The sequence below is a fragment of the Agrobacterium sp. D14 genome, assembly GCF_001526505.1.
Lineage (GTDB): Bacteria > Pseudomonadota > Alphaproteobacteria > Rhizobiales > Rhizobiaceae > Agrobacterium > Agrobacterium leguminum.
Genome location: NZ_ASXX01000016.1, coordinates 1 through 17,674, shown reverse-complemented (window position 1 = coordinate 17,674; position 17,674 = coordinate 1). Strand labels below are relative to the sequence as shown.

Sequence of the window (17,674 nt, the reverse complement as noted above, 5' to 3'; positions counted from 1 at the left end):
TGGGCACATTAGCGGCGGCAGGAAATCTGTCTCGTACAAAGGGAACATCGATTTGGCGGAAAGTAAGATTGCCGAAAGAGCCTTCTACCAGCCGGGTGCGAGCAGCATCGAGGGCATGCCGACGACGCTTCAGCTTTTTCACAATCATCCGCCCATCATGCTGCGGCCCCACTGGCACGCGCAGGTGGAGGTGAATTACGTCATGTCGGGGTCGGTGCATTACCGCATGGGCGACCATGACCTGACGCTCGAGGCCGGGCAGATGTGCATTTTCTGGGGCGGTCAGCCGCACCAGATGGACCATTCCTCCGACGATTCCTTCTATGCCGGCGCGCATCTGCCGCTCGTGCATTTCTTCCGCATGCGCCTGCCGGCCGCCGTCTCCAGCCAGCTGATGGGCGGTGCGACGATGGTGAGTGCCGAGACGGACAGGGCAGATGCGGAAAATTTCGGCCGCTGGTTCCGTTACGTCACTTCGGGCGATCCGGCAAAAGCCCAGCACGCGGTGGAGGAATTGCTGCTGCGGGTCGAGCGGATGTTTCTGGAGCCTTACTCCGTCATATCCTCGACCCTAAATGGAAACCGCAGACAGGATGACGAGGGCATGGCGCCCTCCATCAGCGTGGTGCGGATGTGCGATTTCATCGCCGCCAATTTTCTCGACGATATCGACGCGACTGAAATTGCCCGCGCCGCCTCGCTGCACCCGAAATATGCGATGAACCTGTTTCGCAAATCTACCGGCATGACGCTGATCAAATATCTTACCCTGCTGCGGCTTTCCCGCGCGCAGGCGATGCTGATGACCGGCAAGGACAATATTCTGCAGATCGCCATGGAAAGCGGCTTCGGCTCCGTCAGCGCCTTCAACAAGGCGTTTCGCCAGATATCAGGCATGTCGCCTTCCGATTTCCGCCGCGACATGCGGGCGACTGCGGCTTAGGGTATTTCCAATGGAGCCGTACCGTAAGCAACCTACATGGTGCCGACGCGTCCCATCTCCACCCCTCATTCCTGTGCTTGTCACAGGAATCCAGCCGACGCGCGACTGCGCGGCGGGAAGAGTCCTTTCAGCCCAAAGACTTGGGCTGGCTGGATCCCTGTGACAAGCACAGGGATGAGGAGCGTTAAGCCTAGCCTCCTATATCTTCCAAGTCGGAAAAAGCTCCCCCGCGCTGCCGCGCCGCCTGCCGATAGGCCCTTGGTGAACTGCCCAGCATTCGCCGGAACATGGTGGTGAAAGCCGGGATGTTTTCATAACCGGCATCCAGCGCCACATTCGTCACGGCTTCGCCGGCGGCCAGTCTCGGCAGGGAGGCGAAGATACAGGCCTGCTGGCGCCAGGTGACGAAACTCAACCCCAATTCCTTGCGGAACAGCCGCGTAAACGAGCGGCGGCTGATGCCCATGGCCACCGCCCAGTCATCGATCTCCACCCGCGCCACCGGCTTTTTCAGGAAATCACGGCACAGCGCCGCCAGACGCTGATTATCGGGAAAAGGCAGTCCGAGCGGCCGTTCCGGCAGGCGGTTGATCTCATCCAGCAACAGCGCCCGCACCAGACCGCGCCGATGAAAAGCGGGCGGCTCATGCTCTTCGCTCAGCAATTCGGCAATTAGGCTGGAGGCAAGAGCGGTGATTTCCACCACCCGCGGCACCTCAGCCTGAAACAGGTCGGGATGCACATAGATCGATTGCATTTCCACCGTCGATATGGTCTCCGACTCGTGTTCCAGCCCGGCGGGAATGATGAGCCCATGGCCGGGCGGTATCATCCAGCGACCATCTGCGGTGCTGACCAGAACCACGCCCTGGCGAGCATGCCAAATCTGTGCCCGCAGATGGCTGTGGACCGGTGCACGATGTCCCTTGGCATAGGTGCGGGAAATCGCCAGCACCGGCTCGTTGGTGCCATCGATCAAATTCAGCATGTAGTTGTGGTCTTCGGCAGAAAAGGAGCCGAAGATCATGGAATTGTTTTTTGCCATTTGGCCCACTCACAAAGAAAATCGTCCAGAGCAAAGATGCAGGCCAGAAACAATATGAATAAAAGCGGGAAGAAATAAAGACATGTTTCCCGCCTTCCGCCGGGAACCGAAGAGGACTTCATCATGGCCACCGTCACCAGCACCGGGTTCAACCCGCAACGCACGGCGTTTTCAATCATCGCAGCCGCCAGCTTCTGCCATATGCTGAACGACATCATGCAATCGCTGCTGACGTCGCTTTATCCGCTGCTGAAAGCCAATTATGCGCTCGATTTCGTGCAGATCGGCCTGCTTACCTTCGCCTTTCAGGTCACCGCATCGTTGCTGCAGCCGGTCGTCGGTATGGTGACGGACCGCTGGCCCATGCCGTTTTCCCTGCCCGTCGCCATGCTGTCCACCTGCGCCGGCCTCATCACGCTTGCGTTTGCCCATAGTTTCGAGGTTCTGGTGATCGGCGCCTGCCTCATCGGCATCGGTTCAGCGATCTTCCATCCGGAAGCTTCCCGCGTGGCGCGTCTCGCATCCGGCGGTCGCCATGGTCTGGCGCAATCCTTCTTTCAGGTGGGCGGCAATACCGGCACGGCTATCGGCCCACTGCTCGCAGCCTTCATCGTCATCCCGCTCGGGCAGTCCAGCCTCAGCTGGTTCTCGCTGATCGCGCTCCTCGGCTTCGGCGTGCTGTCATGGGTTGGCGTCTGGTACACCCGCCACCGCCGCGCAACCGTTGGCAAGGCGCCGGCCAGCCGCACGCTTCCCCTTGCCCGGGGCACGGTGATCATGACGCTTCTGGTGCTGGTGGTTCTGACCGCCACCAAGAATGCCTATCTCGCCAGCCTGTCCAGCTACTTCACCTTCTACACCATCGACAAGTTCGGTCTTGGTGTTCAGGACGCGCAGGTTCTGCTGTTCCTCTTCCTCGGCGCTTCGGCACTGGGCGTGTTCTTCGGCGGCCCGATCGGCGACCGCTTCGGCTCGCGCGTCGTCATCTGGTTCTCGATCCTCGGCGTCATTCCCTTCGCGCTGCTGCTGCCCTATGCGAACCTGTTCTGGACAGCCATTCTCGTCGTCGTCATCGGCTTCGTGTTCTCCTCCGCCTTCTCGGCCATTGTCGTGTTCGCGCAGGAACTGGTGCCGGGCCGCGTCGGCCTCATCGCCGGCATGTTCTTCGGTTTCGCCTTCGGTTTCGGCGGTATCGGGGCTGCGGTTCTGGGTGTTTATGCGGATAAGGAAGGTATCGAATTCGTCTACCGCATCTGCTCCTACATGCCGCTGCTCGGCCTGCTCACGGTGTTCCTGCCGAAACTGCCGAGCCACCGCTAAAAGCTGAGCCTTCAACGCTTTTCAACACGGCGGTCACCTGTGATACTCAGGTGACCGCCGTATTCCGTTGAGCAAAGCCCTACCCATGCAAATCCCGATAAAATCGATCCTCGTTTTCCACGCCGCGGCAAGGGCGGGCAGCATTTCCCGAGCGGCGGAAGAGTTGAGCGTAACCCCTTCGGCCGTTTCCCAGCAGATCCAGTTGCTGGAGGGCCAGCTCGGCACGACACTGATGGCGCGAACCGGCCGCAAGGTGACGCTGACCGAAGCGGGCGAGCGGTATTTCTCGATGATAACCGCCCAGATCGAACAGATCGCGGATGCCACCGACAGTATTCGCGGTTTCCGCTCGGTCACGACACTGACGATCCGTGCAACGCCGACCATATCCAACAAATGGCTGCTGCCGCGTCTCGGCTCCTTTCTGGAGGAGCATCCAGAACTCGAAGTGCGCCTCGACGGCACCAACGAGCCGACCGACTTTTCGCAGGAGCTTGTCGATATAGAATTGCGCCACGGCGATGGCCGCTGGCCGGGCCTCTTCGTGGAAGGGCTGGTGGAGGAGGAATTCCTGCCGGTCTGTTCGCCGAAGTATCCCGGTGCGGGTAAATTTCTGCCCGAGGAATTGCAGAACCAGCGGCTGATTCATTCGGTCAAGGCGCAGGCGCAATGGAACCACTGGTTCCCGCTGGCTGGCGTGACAGCCGAAAAGCGCTGGCAGCGGGTCCTGTTCGACCGCAGCCACATGGCCATCGATGCCGCCGTTCTCGGCATCGGCGTGGCGTTGGAAAGCACCTTGATGATGGAGCGGGAGCTGCAGGACAAAATGCTGATCCCGGCCGTGACGGACGCACCGCGCATCAAGCTCGTCACCCAATGGATCGTCTGCCCGCATTCCCATCTGCGGCAGAGAAAAGTCATGCTGTTTCTGGAGTGGATGCGAAAACAACGCGACGAGTGGCGTGCCCGTCGCGTTGTCTAATTTTTCAGTTCCGTTCTTCCCGTTTCAATAAAGCCCCATCAGCCGTATCGGCCCGAGCGTCAGCACCGGGAAAAGCACCAGCGCGAAGATGGCGAGCGTCAGCACCGTCATCGGCGCCAGCGAACCGCGAATGACATCCTCGATCTTCATATTCGCCACCTGTGCCGCCGCAAACAGGCAGACCCCCACCGGCGGCGTCACCAGCCCGAGCGTCAGCGTCATAACAGTCACAATCAGGAAATGGATCGGATCGATGCCCAGCGCCTCCACCGGCGGCATCAGCACCGGGATGAGGATGAACATGGCCGGGATCGCTTCCATGAAGATGCCGATGATGAGCAGGAACACGAAGATGACGAGCATGCCGGTCATTGGCCCGAGGTTCATGGCCTTCAGGAGATCAGCGACCTGTTCCGGCAGGCCATCGAAGGTGAAGACCCAGGCGGCGAGCTGCGAGGTGGCGGCGATGAACAGGATGGTTCCCGAGATACGTGCCGTCGAGATCAGTATTTCCGGCAGCTCGCGTACCGGCAGGGTGCGGTAAACGATGACGCCGAGCACCGCCACATAAACCACCGCGATGGCTGCGGCCTCCGTCGGCGTGAACAGGCCGCTGGCGATGCCGATGATGAGGATCAGCGGCGTCAGCATCGGCAGGATGGCGCGCAGGCCCGTGACGACGACCAGGCGGAAATTGAACGGTGTCGGCGGATTGTAACCGTAATGCACCGAATAGAAGTGGTTGAAGACCAGAAAGGCTAAGGCGATGAAGAGGCCGGGCACCAGACCCGCGATCAGCAGCGTGCCGATCGACACATTAGCGATGGAGCCGGCAATCACGATCAGGATCGAGGGCGGAATGATCGAGGAGAGCGTCGAGGTGCAAAGCGTCATACCGACGGCATAACCCTTCGGAAATCCATGGCGTTCCATCGCCTTGATCTCGATGGCGCCGACCGAGGCAATATCGGCGACGGAGGAGCCGGAGACGCCGGAAAAGATCACCGATGAGATGACGTTGACATGGCCGAGCCCGCCGGGAAGCCAGCCGACCATGGCCTCGGCGAAATCGAAGATGCGCTCCGCCACACGCCCCCGTTCCATGACGGTGCCGACAAGGATGAAAAGCGGCACGGCGACAAGGAGGAAGGAGTTCATCGACGAGAACATCGTCTGCGACAGCAGGTCCATGGGCATGGAGGTGAAGAGCCAGAGCGTGCCGACGCTGGCGAGCGCCAGCGCGATGGCGAGCGGCACGCCGAGCATGCTGAGACCGAAAAAGGCGACGAGAAGAAAGACCGACATGGCTCAATGTCCTGCTGAAATGGAAATATCGGCATGGGCGATCTCATCCGCCGGCAGACCAAGTTCGGGAAGCGCGATGAGCTCCCGGCGGCTGCGCAGCGATTCGATGATGGCCAGCACGGCGATGATGGCGGAGACCGGCAAGACAATGCCGATGGTCCACATGGGGATCGGCAAGGTGGCGGCGGTCTCGTTCATCATGATCTGCTGGCGCACCAGGGTCAGACCCGTCCAGCCCATCATGCCGAAGAAGAATACCGAGGAACCGACATAGATCGGCACCGCCAGCCGCCGGAAGAAGCGGTGAAACAGCACCAGAAACACCACGACACGGGCGCTTTCAACGGTGCGGAAGCCGGCGGCGAGGCCAAGGAACACCATCCAGATGAAGAGGAAACGCGTCGCCTCCTCGGTCCAGGGAAGCGGGCTGCCGGCAAGGCGGCCGATGACCTGAAGAAGAACGACGATGAGAATGCCGGCACAGGCTGCCCCTGCGGCCACATCGGCGATGAGTTTAACGATGGTGCCGAGCACCGAAGGTTTCGTATCGTTCATGACAATACCCTTCCACTGCTGAAACCGGATATCCGGTAAAACGAATGCCACCCTGCCCTAGAGTTTTTTCGCTTTTCTTCGAACCGCGAAAACACTCTAGCTCTTTGTTTTGACGCATTTCCGGACGGAAAACCGGGTTCCACTTTTCCTGGAAATGCTCTAGCGGGCAAGACAACCCTGCCTGACGTTGGGGAGGGCCGGATCAAAATCCGGCCTTCCATGCACGAAAACGTCAGTTCGTCTTGAGGAAAGCCTGCGTCTTGTCGAAGAACGCCTGATCTTTCACCAGCGCGGAGAACTTTGCCGAAAGCCCGACCGCCACCGCCACGAAAGCCTTGCGTTCGTCGTCCGTCAGCGTGTTCACCTCCATGCCGTTCTTCTTCAGCGTCTCAAGCGACTTGTCGATATCGGCAGCGTCGTTCTGAGCCTTCCAGGCTTCGGTCTCGGTGGCGGCTTCCTTCAGCGCGGTCTTGAAGTTCTCATCGAGACCTTCGAAGCGGGCCGGATTCATGCCCAGCACCCAGGCGTCAGCAATGTGGTTGCTGATCGTCAGATATTTCTGCACTTCGTAAAGCTTGGCGCTGACCGGCACGTTGACCGGATTTTCCTGTCCATCGACGACCTTTAGCTGGAGAGCATTATAGACCTCGGCAAAGGCCATCGGCGTCGGAGCCGCACCCATGGCACCGAAAAATTCGACCCAGAGCGGATTGTTCGGCACGCGCAGCTTCATGCCCTTGAGATCGGCCGGCGACTTGATCGGCGCCTTGGAATTGGTGATCTGGCGCAGCGGCCGCGACCAGAGATCGAGCCCGAGAATGCCGATCTTGCTGAGATCGGTGGAAAGCTCCTTGCCGAGATCGCTGTCGAGATAGACCCTGAGCTGGTCGATATCGCGGAACTGGTAGGGAATGGCGATGGCCGTGAACTTCGGATTGAAGGTCGCGTAAAGCGAGGTCGAGTTCAACAGCATGTCCAGCGAACCACCGGCCAGCTGCTTGACGCCCGCTGAAGGGTCGCCGCCATAAAGCGTGCCGTTCGGAAACACCTTGATCTTGAGTTTGCCGTCGGTCTTTTTCGAAACGATCTCGGCAAATTTGTTGGCGGCGAGCGTGATTTCGGACGTATCCGCGTCGGGCGTCGAAAGTGTCAGCGTTTCCGCCTGTGCGATGGACGCCACGAGCATGGTGGCGGCCAGAGCCAGCCCGTAAAGTTTTGAAATTTTCATGTGTTCCTCCCTTTGTTGTATCTCAAACAGTTTCGAGCGTTCCTCCGAACGCATTCATGCGCTTAATTTCAAGGATCACACCGCTGTGATCAAGCTCGCCCGCGCCGTGCTCGACCATGGAGCGGAACAGCCGGTCAACCTCCTCGCCGACCGGTAGTCTGAGGCCCCGGCTTCTGGCGAAGGCCAGCGCCGTGGACGTATCCTTCACCTGATATTTCGCCGGCCCGCCGGGACGGAAATCGCCTTCCACCATACGTTTTCCGTGCTGGCGGAAGACGGTGGAATCGGCAAAGCCGCCAAGCAGGGCGTGGCGCACCTGCGCCGGGTCCGCTCCCCCCTCTTCCACGAGGGTCAGAGCTTCGGCGACGGCGCAGATTGTCGAGGCGACGATCAGCTGGTTGGCGAGCTTGGCCAGAGAACCGCAGCCCACCGGACCGACATGGGTGACGCGCCCCAGACAACCGAGGAGCGGCCGCAGTGCATCCACATCCTGTTGTTCGCCGCCAGCCATGATGGCGAGCGTTCCTTCGATCGCTCCCTTTTCACCACCGGATACGGGCGCATCGACATATCTGACCCCGCATGCCCTGGCTGCCTCCGCCTGTTCCATTGCGGTCTCGACGGGAATGGAACTCATGACCAGCAGCACCGCGCCGGGCTTCATGGCTGAAACGACGCCCGATGGGCCGAGCAGAACCTCGTTGCAGACCGGCCCAGAACTCAGCATGCAGAGCACGGCATCCGCTTCAGACACAGCCTCGGCAGCCGTTGCCGCCGCCAGCACGCCCTTCTCCGCCAGAACCGCAGCTTTTTCAGCGCTGCGGTTCCAGACCTTGACGGAAAATCCGGCCTCCGCCAGACGCGCCGCCATGGGGGCACCCATGATACCCGTTCCGATAACGGCGATCCGACGGATGTCTGCCATCGCTCCCATCCTTCAAAGCCATTGCCGGTTCAGGAAACGCACCGGCAGTTCTTCATCGATAAGGGCGGGAAACGCCTCGCGAAACCGGTCGAGATGCGGTGTTTTGAGATGATCGTCGAAAGCCTGCCTGTCGTCATAGACCTCGTAAAACACCACATTGTTTCCCGTTTCCGGCCGCACCACGTCGAATTGCCGGCAACCCGGTTCATCCTGAACCGAATGGGTGGCGTCATCGCGCGCGGCGTCGAGAAAGGCGTCCATCGCGTCAGGCTTCACCCGAAATTCCGCGATCACCACGAAAGCTCCCTTCGACATGTCCCGTTCTCCGCCCATCACGCGGCTGCGTCTTTTTGCGGACGGAAGCGGTTTTCCATGTCCTGACGCAGCTTCACCACATCGAGGTCATTGACCAGTTCCACATCGTCGAAGCTGACGATCTGGTCCTTCTTGATGGCGCGCTTCAGCTTGACATTATGCGCGAGGCCGATCGGCAGCGCCTTCATATCGAGGCTGCGGGTGGCCGGAATGGCGTTCGCCCAAACCGCGTAACCGCCCTCACCGTCCAGCATCTCGCCGGGCTGCATGTCCTTCTTCGCGGTCGCAACCGCATCGCCGCGAAATTCTTTCGAGCAACCGGTGGCCTCGTTGCGCAGCACGGCGGAGAGAACGCTGATCGAGGTTTCCAGCCCGATGATGTGGAACGGACGCCACATGGAGGCGTACCAGCCGGACGGATCGGTCAGCAGGCCATATTGTTTGAAGCAAGCGCGGGCATATTCATTATGCGCCTTGAAGGTGACGAAAACACCGTAGCGGATGTTGTTAAACACCTCGCGGCCATCCGGCTCCTGGCTTGCGGCAATGTCGACGAGACCGGAGCGCGCCATGCGGCCGCCATCGGCAGCAGGGCGGAAGACGCGGGCGAGATCGTGCAGGCCGGCGGGCGGGAAAGCCAGACCGTCATCCGGGCAATCCAGCCCCGTACCGTTGGCGACGGCCGCCATCTCGATGGCCGCCTTGGTGCCGTCGGTGAAGGAATTGTACATTTTCGGATTGAAGTCGCCCTTGGCCACTTCCTCGTCCGTCCAGCCGAAATAACCCCAGACCGTGTCCGGCGTCGAATAACGGTAACGCGGCTCGAAATTCATGCCCTTGCCGGCGGAGACGACCTCGAAGCCGGTGGCGCGCGCCCAGTCAACCAGTTCGCAGATCAGCGCCGGCTGGTCGCCGTAAGCCATCGAATAGATCAGGCCCTTGGCACGGGCCTTTTCGGCAAGGATCGGCCCGACCATGACATCGGCTTCGACATTGACCATGACGACGTGCTTGTTGTGGTCGATGGCGCCCAGCGCATGGCGCGCGCCGGCCAGCGGATGGCCGGTCGCTTCGATCACGCATTCGATCTCGCCGCAGGCGAAAAGCTCGTTCACATCGTCGGTCACATAGGTCTTGCCGCTCTTCAGCGCCTCGGCGCAGCTCTTCGCATCGTAACGCTCCTTCGGCCAGCCGACGCGATCCAGCGATTCCTTCGCCTTGCCGACATTGAGGTCTGCGACCGCGACCATGTGGAAACCGGCGATGCGCTGCGCCTGCGCCAGCACCATGGAGCCGAACTTGCCCGCGCCGATGAGACCGACCCGCACAGGCCTGCCGCCGGCTGCACGCTCTGACAGAAGAGAATAGAGATTCATGTTTTGACATCCTTCGCTGGGGAAATTGCTGGCGAGAATGTCCAGTCAGCCCGGCGAAGGCCATGCGATACCTAGGCTGCGAAGGCTCTCCCCTCGCAGCACGGACGGCATGACGATCCAACGTTCCTCCCGGATACCGGCACGCCTTTGCGCCGGCTCTCGCGGTCGCCTCCCAAAGCAACCTTGAGAACAGAGTAGGAGCGTTCAAACATTAGTTCTATTTAGAAAATCAGATTCTTTGTTTAGCTTATCTAACAAATTATCAGGCCGATTTGCGCAGCATCAGATCGGCGCTGAGAAGGATGCGCTCGCGCATCCGCGTTGTGTCATCCGCCTCCTCGTCCAGCTTCTGCAGCAGAAGCTCGATGGAAAGCCTGCCGATCTCGTTATAATTCTGCGCCACCGTGGTAATCGGCGGGCAGGCATAACGCGACAGCGGATGATCGTCATGGCCGGCGACCCTGAGGTCATAATCCGCACCATGGCCGACCCTGATGCCCTTCTGGAAGGCGGCGGCGATGACGCCGAAGGCAATACGGTCGTTGGCGCATAGAATGGTGCGCGATGGCAGAGACCCCGCCGCTTCCAGCAGCCGGCCCGCCTCATCGAAAGCGAAACGCTCGAAATCCCAGGTGACAATGTCCGGAACGTTGATCACCTGCGGCTCGAAACCAAGGCGCCGCATGGCCTCCTCATAGGCGGTGCGGCGCGTGGCGGCATTGGTATTGACCTGCGGCATGTCGAAGAAACAGGGCGGCTCGCCCGAGCGGCAGAGATAATCCACCATCAGCCCGACGCTCTGGCGGTTGTCGGTGCCGACAAAGGCCGAGGTCTCGTCGAGCGGCGAATCGACATAAACGATCGGAATACTGGCGGCGAGCTGCTCCAGCGTGGCGCGGTGGGATTTGACCCCGAGCGGCGCGATGATCGCGCCGGCGACATTCATCGACTTGAAGGTGCGGATGGCGCGGTCTTCGATTTCCGCCTTGCCGTCCGATGACAGCACGAAGGCAAGGAAGCCCGCTTCGTTGGCGATGAGCTCGATGCGGCTCGTCAGCGCCATATAGAAGGGATCGGTGGAATTCGGGATGATGATGCCGATGATATTGGAGCGGCGGCGGTTGAGATTGACGGCGAAAATATTGGGCCGGAAACCCGATTTCTTCAGCGCATCCTCGATGGCATCCCGCGTCTTCTTGCGGACCGAGGCCGGATCATTGAAGTATTTCGAAACAGTCGGGCGGGAAAGGCCGACGAATTCCGAAAACTCTTCCATCGTCCTGATAGATTTGGCCAAAGTGCTTGCCCCCATGAAATATTACATGTGGTACTTTATATCGACCGGCCTTCGCACGAAAAGCCGGTCGACTGCGGTTATCAACCACCAAACGATCATTCGGCTGCAAATTGCACTTTCATGGTGGCCGGATCGGATGGTTTCTTCGTAAAGAACGGCAGCATCTCCGAAAGCGGCAGCCGGTGCGAGACGAGCCGCGCCATGACATCGCCATCCGTTTCCAGAATGGCGAGCGCCTGCGGTATGTTGCGGTTCAGCGAATGCGAACCGACAAGCTTAAGCTGACGCCTGAAGATTTCGAAGGGTGCAACCGAAATGCGGGCATCCGGCGCGCAGACGCCGAAGAACAGCGCGGTGCCGCCATCGGCAACCAGCGGGATCATCGCTTCCGCAACGGGGGCAATGCCCGTCGCATCGGCGACGACATCGAAAGACTTCTGTTGCCGCAGCAGCGCTTCCGAACCGGAAACCGCCACCTGAAGCCCGAGACCTTCCGCAAAAGCCAGCCTGCTTTCGTTGATATCGGCAATCGTCACCGTCTCGATGCCGCGCGCTTTCAGCGACAGGGCAAGCAGCAGGCCGATGGGACCGGCGCCAAAAACCAGCGCATTTTCAGCCACCGTTCCATTCTCGCCGATACCCGCGCTCTGCATGCCGTTGACGACGCAGGCAAGCGGTTCGGCCAGCGCCGCGACATGATAGGGCATGGAGCCGATGCCATGCAGGTGATCGGCGTGTACGACGCTGAATTCCGCGAAACCACCATTATGGGAAACGCCATAGGCCTTCAGCGTGCTGCAAAGATTGGCCAGCCCCTTCCTGCAACTCGGGCAGCTGCCGCAGGGCAGATTGGGATCGACCACCACCCGGTCGCCGGTCTTTATGCCCGTCACATCGGCGGCCACGGCCGCGACTTCACCGGCATATTCATGCCCCGGAATGACCGGAAAGGCACCGTCGCCGTAACGCGCGTGGAGCACATCGATATCGGTGTGGCAAAGCCCCGAAGCCTTGACCCGCACCAGCGCGTGGCCCGGCGGTAGATCGGCAACGGGAACTTCCGCCAGAACGGCCTGTCCCTTCTCGACGAATTGAATGGCATGCATGGTCATCTCCGGCTTTTCAGCTCATCCAGTTGCCGCCGTCGACATTATATGTCTGGGCGAGAATATAGTCGCTGTCGGAAGAGGCGAGGAAAACCGCCAGCCCCTTGATGTCGTCGGGCGTCGCAAAACGGCCGATCGGCACGGATTTCGCCACCGCCGCCTTCTTCTCACCCGGCTTCAGGCCTTCCCATTTGGCGAATTCCGCATCGACCACTTCCCAATGCTCACCATCCACCACGCCGGGTGCAATGGCGTTGACATTGATGCCGTGCTTGACGAGCGCCAGCGCCGCCGACTGCGTGGCGGAAATGATCGCCGCCTTGGAAGCGCAATAAAGCGTGACGAGCGCCTCGCCGCGCCGGCCGGCCTGGCTCGCCATATTGATGATCTTGCCGCCGCGCGCCCGCTCGATCATCACATTCGAGACCGCCTTCATCATGAACAGCGGTCCCTTGAGATTGATGTCGAAGACCCGCTCATAACTCTGTTCGGTAATGCCGTTGATCGGCGCCATATCGAAGATCGCGGCATTGTTGACGAGAATGTCGATGCCGCCGAATTCCTCATCCACCGCCTTTACCACGGCGTCGATCTCGGAAAGATCGGTCACATCCAGCTTCACGGCCTTGGCGGCAGGGCCGATGGCGGCGGCGGAAGCCGTCGCGCGGGCGATATCGATATCGGCGATGATGACCTTTGCACCCTCATCTGCGAAAGCCTGTGCGAAACCAAGGCCGATACCGCGGGCGGCGCCGGTGATCAGCGCGACCTTGTTCTTCAATCTCATGTCGATCTCCGTGATGCATGGTGGGCACTGGATGAACCCGGTCATGCGTTTGTTGTTAGATGCATTTTTTCCGGCAAACCCGAACACGGTACACCGGGTAAAGATTTGATATGCCAGCGCACCCCACACTCCCTCATTCCTGTGCTTGTCACAGGAATCCAGTCGACGCGCGTCGGCGCGGCGGGAGGAGTCTTTTTCAGCCCAAGGACTTGGGCTGGCTAGATTCCTGTGACAAGCACAGGAATGAGGAAGCAGGTGCTGTAACTCACACTCCACCCATGCCGCCCGCCCCCGAAAGGTGAACGGGCGGCACGCCGGGAGGACGCGGCTACTTGATGTAGCCCGCGCGGGTCATGTCACGCTCGACCTGTTTCTGGGCGCCTTCGAGCGCCGCATCGACGGTCTGCTGGCCGGAAAGGGCGGCCGCAATCTGCTGGCCGACAACCGTACCGATCGACTGGAACTCCGGTATGGCGACGAACTGCACACCGGTATAGGGCACCGGATCCTTGGTCGGTTTGGACGGATCGGCCGACATGATCGCCTTCAGCACCGTATCCGCAAAGGGCGCGGCCTTCTTGTATTCCGGCAACTCATAGGTGGATTTGCGCGTGCCCGGCGGCACCGCCACCCAGCCTTCGCTTTCGCCCACCGTCTTCACATAGGTCTTCGAGGTCGCCCATTTGACGAAGGACTTGGCGGTATCAAGCTTCTTTGTGGTGTTCGGAATGGCGAGGTTCCACGACCACGACCAGCTCGAACCGTTCGGCGTTGCCTCCACCGGAGCACGCGTAAACGCGGTCTTGTCGGCAACCTGGCTCTGCTTGGGGTCATAAACACGGCCCGCCGCCGAAGTGGCGTCGATCCACATGGCGCAACGGCCGGATGAAAACAGCGTCTGGTTTTCGTTGAAGCCGTTGGCGGCCGCACCGGGCGGGCCGTAGGAGGTCATCAGCGCCACATAATCCGAGATCGCCTTTTTCCACGGCTCGCTCGTCAGCTGCGGTTTCCAGTCCATGTCGAACCAGCGGCCGCCATAGGTGTTGATCATGGTGCCGAGGAAAGCCATGTTCTCGCCCCAGCCCGGCTTGCCGCGCAGGCATATGCCATATTGCTGCTTCGACTTGTCGGTGAGCTTGGCGGCAAAATCCTTGATCTGGTCGTAGGTCGGATTGTCAGGCATCTTCAGGCCGGCCGCATCGAACAGGTCCTTACGATAAAGCGTGAACGAGCTTTCGGTATAGAATGGCACGGCGTAAAGCTTGCCGTCGACAGTCAGGCCTTTCTTGATCGGATCAAGCAGATCGGCGTAATCGTAGTCGTCGCCGAGATCGTCGACCGGCGCCAGCCAGCCCTGCTTGCCCCAGATCGGCGCTTCGTAACCGCCGATGGTCATGATGTCGAACTGGCCGCCATTGGTGGCGATATCGGTGGTGACACGTTCGCGCAGGACATTCTCTTCCAGCACGATCCAGTTGATCTTGTTGCCCGTCTCCTTCTCCCAGGCGCTGGAAAGCTTCTGCATGATGATCATGTCGCCATTATTGACGGTGGCGATGTTGATTTCCTCCGCCTGCGCCAGACCGGCGAAAAGGCCGATGCCAACGACGGACGATGACAGAATTCCAATAAATTTGCTCATGAGACCCGCTCCTCCTTTACGGATGTCTACGCGTAACAATACATGCGTAAATTTTTTATCTCGCAAAATCCGCTCTCTTGTCAACATCCGAAAATAAATCGGAGCATGGAGACATCATCGTATGCACCAATAAACCACTGTTTTAAAGCGGATAATACCATAAAAAATTATTTCCAGAGGCGTCTCTCTTGCTGCGACGCAACAAAATTTTCATCATCTCATATATTGACGCGCGTAAATTTTTGAATGATATCCGAAAACCAGAAGCCCTCGGGACGGCGGATTTGCATCCGCCAAAAGGACGGGAGCCGAATGCATATGGAGGAGACGATGAGGCAGACATCCGCACTGGCGCCGCACACGAAAGGCCCGACCATCACGGCGGGGGAAATCCTCGTGGAAATCATGGCGACGACGGTGGGCGACGGCTTTCTGGAGCCGCAGGCACTGATCGGCCCCTTCCCGAGCGGCGCACCGGCCATCTTCATCGATCAGGTGGCGCGCTGCGGCGGAGCGGCCGGCATCATCGCCGCAGTCGGTGACGATGATTTCGGCCGTCTCAATGTCGAGAGGCTGCGCGGCGACGGCGTCGACGTCTCGGCCATCGCCACCATAACCGACCGGCCGACGGGCAGCGCCTTCGTGCGTTACCGGGAAAACGGCGCACGGGACTTCGTTTTCAACATCGCCCATTCGGCGGCCAGCGAAACGCATATGACCGATGAAGCGCAGGCTCTTATCGAAAAAGCCGGCCATGTGCATGTCATGGGATCGGCCTTCGCGATTGCCGGCATCGGCGAAATCATTCTCGAAGCTATCAGACGCGTCAAGACGCGCGGCGGCTCGGTCTCCTTCGATCCCAACATCCGCAAGGAACTGGCGCAGGGTGATGCCGGCCGCAGGCTGATCGACGATCTGCTTGAGATTACCGATCTTCTCCTGCCCTCCGGTGAGGAGCTTCAGGCGGCCTCCGGGCTTGATGACGAGGACGCAGCTACCGAAAAGCTGCTTGCCTCCGGTATCGGCGAGATCGTGCTGAAGCGCGGCGCAGATGGTGCAAGCCATTTCAGCCGCGCCCATGGGCGCATCGACGTCCCCGGCTTGCGGGTCCGCGAAATCGATCCGACCGGTGCCGGCGACTGTTTCGGTGCGACCTATCTCACCTGCCGCCGCCTCGGCATGCATCCGCAAAAGGCGCTCGCCTATGCCAATGCCGCCGGCGCGCACAATGTCACCCGCCGCGGCCCGATGGAGGGCGCCGCCAGCCTTTCCGAACTCGACGCCTTTCTGGCCGCGCAACTGTCGGAGGAAATCCTGTGACCGGTATACTCGAAAATCTCGCCGCCGCGCGCCGCTCCGGCAAGCCCGCCGGCATCACCTCCGTCTGCTCCGCCCATCCCGTGGTTCTGCGCGCCGCAATCCGCCGTGCCGCCGCCGGCAGGACACCGGTGCTGATCGAGGCAACCTGCAATCAAGTCAATCATCTCGGCGGTTATACCGGCATGACGCCACGGGACTTCGTCAGCTTCGTCAACAGCATTGCCGAGGAAGAAGGGTTGCCCCGCGAACTGGTGATTTTTGGCGGAGATCATCTCGGCCCCAATCCCTGGCGCAGGGAAACGGCCGAGGAAGCGCTGACAAAAGCTGCCGCCATGGTCGCGGCCTATGTGACGGCGGGTTTTCGCAAGATCCATCTCGATGCCTCGATGGGCTGCGCCGGTGAACCGGCGGCGCTGGACGACGACACGATAGCCAACCGCGCCGCCAAACTTGCGGCCGTCGCCGAAAAGGCCGCCGCGGCTGCCGGCCTGCCGAAACCGCTTTATATTCTCGGCACCGAGGTGCCGGTGCCGGGCGGGGCAGACCATGTGCTCGACACGGTCGCGCCGACGCAGCCGCAGGCAGCGCGCCAGACGATCGACCTTCACCGCGAAATATTCGCGCGACACGGCCTTTCCGATGCGTTCGAGCGGGTCATCGCCTTTGTCGTGCAGCCCGGCGTGGAATTCGGCAGCGACAATGTCGTCGCTTACGACCCGCAAGCGGCCACCGCCTTGAGCGCCGTGCTGGACGCCGAACCGCAACTGGTCTTCGAGGCCCATTCCACCGATTACCAGACGCAGGCCGCCCTCACGACACTGGTATGCGATGGATACCCCATCCTGAAAGTAGGCCCCGGCCTGACCTTCGCCTATCGCGAGGCACTTTACGCTCTCGACATGATCGCCTCCGAGATGATCGGCGACTATGGCGACCGTCCTTTGGCGCGGACCATGGAGAAGCTGATGCTTTCCTCACCCGGCGACTGGCGCGGACATTATCATGGCGATGACATCACGCTGCGATTGCAGCGCCACTACAGCTACAGCGATCGCATCCGCTATTACTGGACGCGTCCGGAAGCGCTTGCGGCCGTTTCCGCCTTGCATAAGGCGCTGGATGGGAAGACAATTCCCGAACCCCTGCTGCGCCAGTATCTCGGCGAATTGCCGCTCGCGGCAGTTGTAGGAAAGGATATGGAGGAGGTTCTGGTCGCGGCAGTGGATCAGGTGCTGGCGACCTACCATGCGGCGACGGGCGAAGGCCGCCACTAAGACAATCGTTAAATTCGGATGCCCCGGCGGGAGACGTTGCGGGTATCGGTCAGGGAGGGGAAACTCATGGCAACCCGAAACACGAGCGGATTAGCGCGGGTTATGCTAGCGCCATCGGTGCTGTTATTGCTGGTGTGGATGATCGTGCCTTTGGCGATGACCCTGTGGTTCTCGTTCCAGAACTACAATCTCCTCAACCCGGCCAATGTCAGCTTTGCGGGTCTCTTCAATTACCAGTATTTCTATACCGACCC

Annotated in this window: 16 protein-coding genes and 1 pseudogene; 6 read left to right on the top strand and 11 right to left on the bottom strand. The window is 60.4% G+C overall.

Annotated elements, in window-relative coordinates; all coding sequences use genetic code 11:
* Positions 1–46 precede the first annotated feature (46 nt).
* Complete coding sequence (locus tag L901_RS12385) at positions 47–943, top strand: helix-turn-helix domain-containing protein (protein WP_183044096.1); 897 nt, start codon at positions 47–49, stop codon at positions 941–943.
* A gap of 190 nt (positions 944–1,133) precedes the next feature.
* Here the strand turns inward: L901_RS12385 and L901_RS12380 are convergent, their stop codons facing one another.
* Entirely contained in the window at positions 1,134–1,988 is an 855-nt protein-coding gene (locus L901_RS12380; RefSeq protein ID WP_059757043.1) for a helix-turn-helix domain-containing protein, read from the bottom strand.
* A 123-nt stretch (positions 1,989–2,111) separates the two neighbouring features.
* Here L901_RS12380 and L901_RS12375 point away from each other — a divergent pair, with 123 nt between their 5' ends.
* Positions 2,112–3,308: an MFS transporter gene (locus tag L901_RS12375; protein ID WP_059757040.1), complete on the top strand. Its 1,197-nt coding sequence runs from the start codon at positions 2,112–2,114 to the stop codon at positions 3,306–3,308.
* An 85-nt stretch (positions 3,309–3,393) separates the two neighbouring features.
* On the top strand, positions 3,394–4,290 hold the full coding sequence (locus tag L901_RS12370; RefSeq protein ID WP_059757037.1) for a LysR substrate-binding domain-containing protein: 897 nt from the start codon (positions 3,394–3,396) through the stop codon (positions 4,288–4,290).
* Positions 4,291–4,314: 24 nt separating this feature from the next.
* On the opposite strand, the gene L901_RS12365 is transcribed toward L901_RS12370, so the two are convergent.
* From L901_RS12365 to L901_RS12320, 10 genes are all read right to left on the bottom strand, one after another.
* The gene (locus L901_RS12365) at positions 4,315–5,595 is read right to left on the bottom strand and encodes a TRAP transporter large permease (protein ID WP_059757034.1); all 1,281 of its coding nucleotides are present in this window, start codon (positions 5,593–5,595) and stop codon (positions 4,315–4,317) included.
* Between the two features lie 3 nt (positions 5,596–5,598).
* Positions 5,599–6,150 carry a TRAP transporter small permease gene (locus tag L901_RS12360; RefSeq protein WP_059757030.1) on the bottom strand — a complete coding sequence of 184 codons (552 nt, stop codon included), beginning with the start codon at positions 6,148–6,150 and terminating at the stop codon, positions 5,599–5,601.
* A gap of 232 nt (positions 6,151–6,382) precedes the next feature.
* Complete coding sequence (locus tag L901_RS12355) at positions 6,383–7,378, bottom strand: DctP family TRAP transporter solute-binding subunit (protein WP_059757027.1); 996 nt, start codon at positions 7,376–7,378, stop codon at positions 6,383–6,385.
* A 22-nt stretch (positions 7,379–7,400) separates the two neighbouring features.
* Positions 7,401–8,303 (bottom strand): NAD(P)-dependent oxidoreductase, encoded by a 903-nt coding sequence (locus L901_RS12350; protein WP_059757024.1) that lies wholly within the window; start codon positions 8,301–8,303, stop codon positions 7,401–7,403.
* Positions 8,304–8,315: 12 nt separating this feature from the next.
* Positions 8,316–8,618 (bottom strand): putative quinol monooxygenase, encoded by a 303-nt coding sequence (locus L901_RS12345; RefSeq protein WP_059757210.1) that lies wholly within the window; start codon positions 8,616–8,618, stop codon positions 8,316–8,318.
* Positions 8,619–8,635: 17 nt separating this feature from the next.
* Positions 8,636–9,994, bottom strand: coding sequence for an NAD(P)H-dependent oxidoreductase (locus L901_RS12340; RefSeq protein WP_059757021.1), 1,359 nt, complete (start codon positions 9,992–9,994; stop codon positions 8,636–8,638).
* A gap of 262 nt (positions 9,995–10,256) precedes the next feature.
* On the bottom strand, positions 10,257–11,270 hold the full coding sequence (locus L901_RS12335; protein ID WP_059757019.1) for a LacI family DNA-binding transcriptional regulator: 1,014 nt from the start codon (positions 11,268–11,270) through the stop codon (positions 10,257–10,259).
* Positions 11,271–11,386: 116 nt separating this feature from the next.
* Positions 11,387–12,397, bottom strand: coding sequence for a D-altritol 5-dehydrogenase (locus tag L901_RS12330; RefSeq protein WP_059757207.1), 1,011 nt, complete (start codon positions 12,395–12,397; stop codon positions 11,387–11,389).
* 16 nt (positions 12,398–12,413) lie between these two features.
* Positions 12,414–13,184, bottom strand: coding sequence for a galactitol 2-dehydrogenase (locus L901_RS12325; protein ID WP_059757204.1), 771 nt, complete (start codon positions 13,182–13,184; stop codon positions 12,414–12,416).
* Between the two features lie 328 nt (positions 13,185–13,512).
* Entirely contained in the window at positions 13,513–14,826 is a 1,314-nt protein-coding gene (locus tag L901_RS12320; RefSeq protein WP_059757016.1) for a sugar ABC transporter substrate-binding protein, read from the bottom strand.
* Positions 14,827–15,138: 312 nt separating this feature from the next.
* Here L901_RS12320 and L901_RS12315 point away from each other — a divergent pair, with 312 nt between their 5' ends.
* The 3 genes and pseudogenes from L901_RS12315 to L901_RS12305 all read left to right on the top strand — a co-directional run.
* Positions 15,139–16,146: a sugar kinase gene (locus L901_RS12315; RefSeq protein ID WP_059757013.1), complete on the top strand. Its 1,008-nt coding sequence runs from the start codon at positions 15,139–15,141 to the stop codon at positions 16,144–16,146.
* Positions 16,143–17,420 carry a D-tagatose-bisphosphate aldolase, class II, non-catalytic subunit gene (locus L901_RS12310; RefSeq protein ID WP_059757009.1) on the top strand — a complete coding sequence of 426 codons (1,278 nt, stop codon included), beginning with the start codon at positions 16,143–16,145 and terminating at the stop codon, positions 17,418–17,420. Before L901_RS12315 ends, L901_RS12310 begins: the two co-directional genes overlap by 4 nt.
* A gap of 66 nt (positions 17,421–17,486) precedes the next feature.
* Positions 17,487–17,674, top strand: a pseudogene (locus L901_RS12305) (sugar ABC transporter permease); the annotation flags it as partial.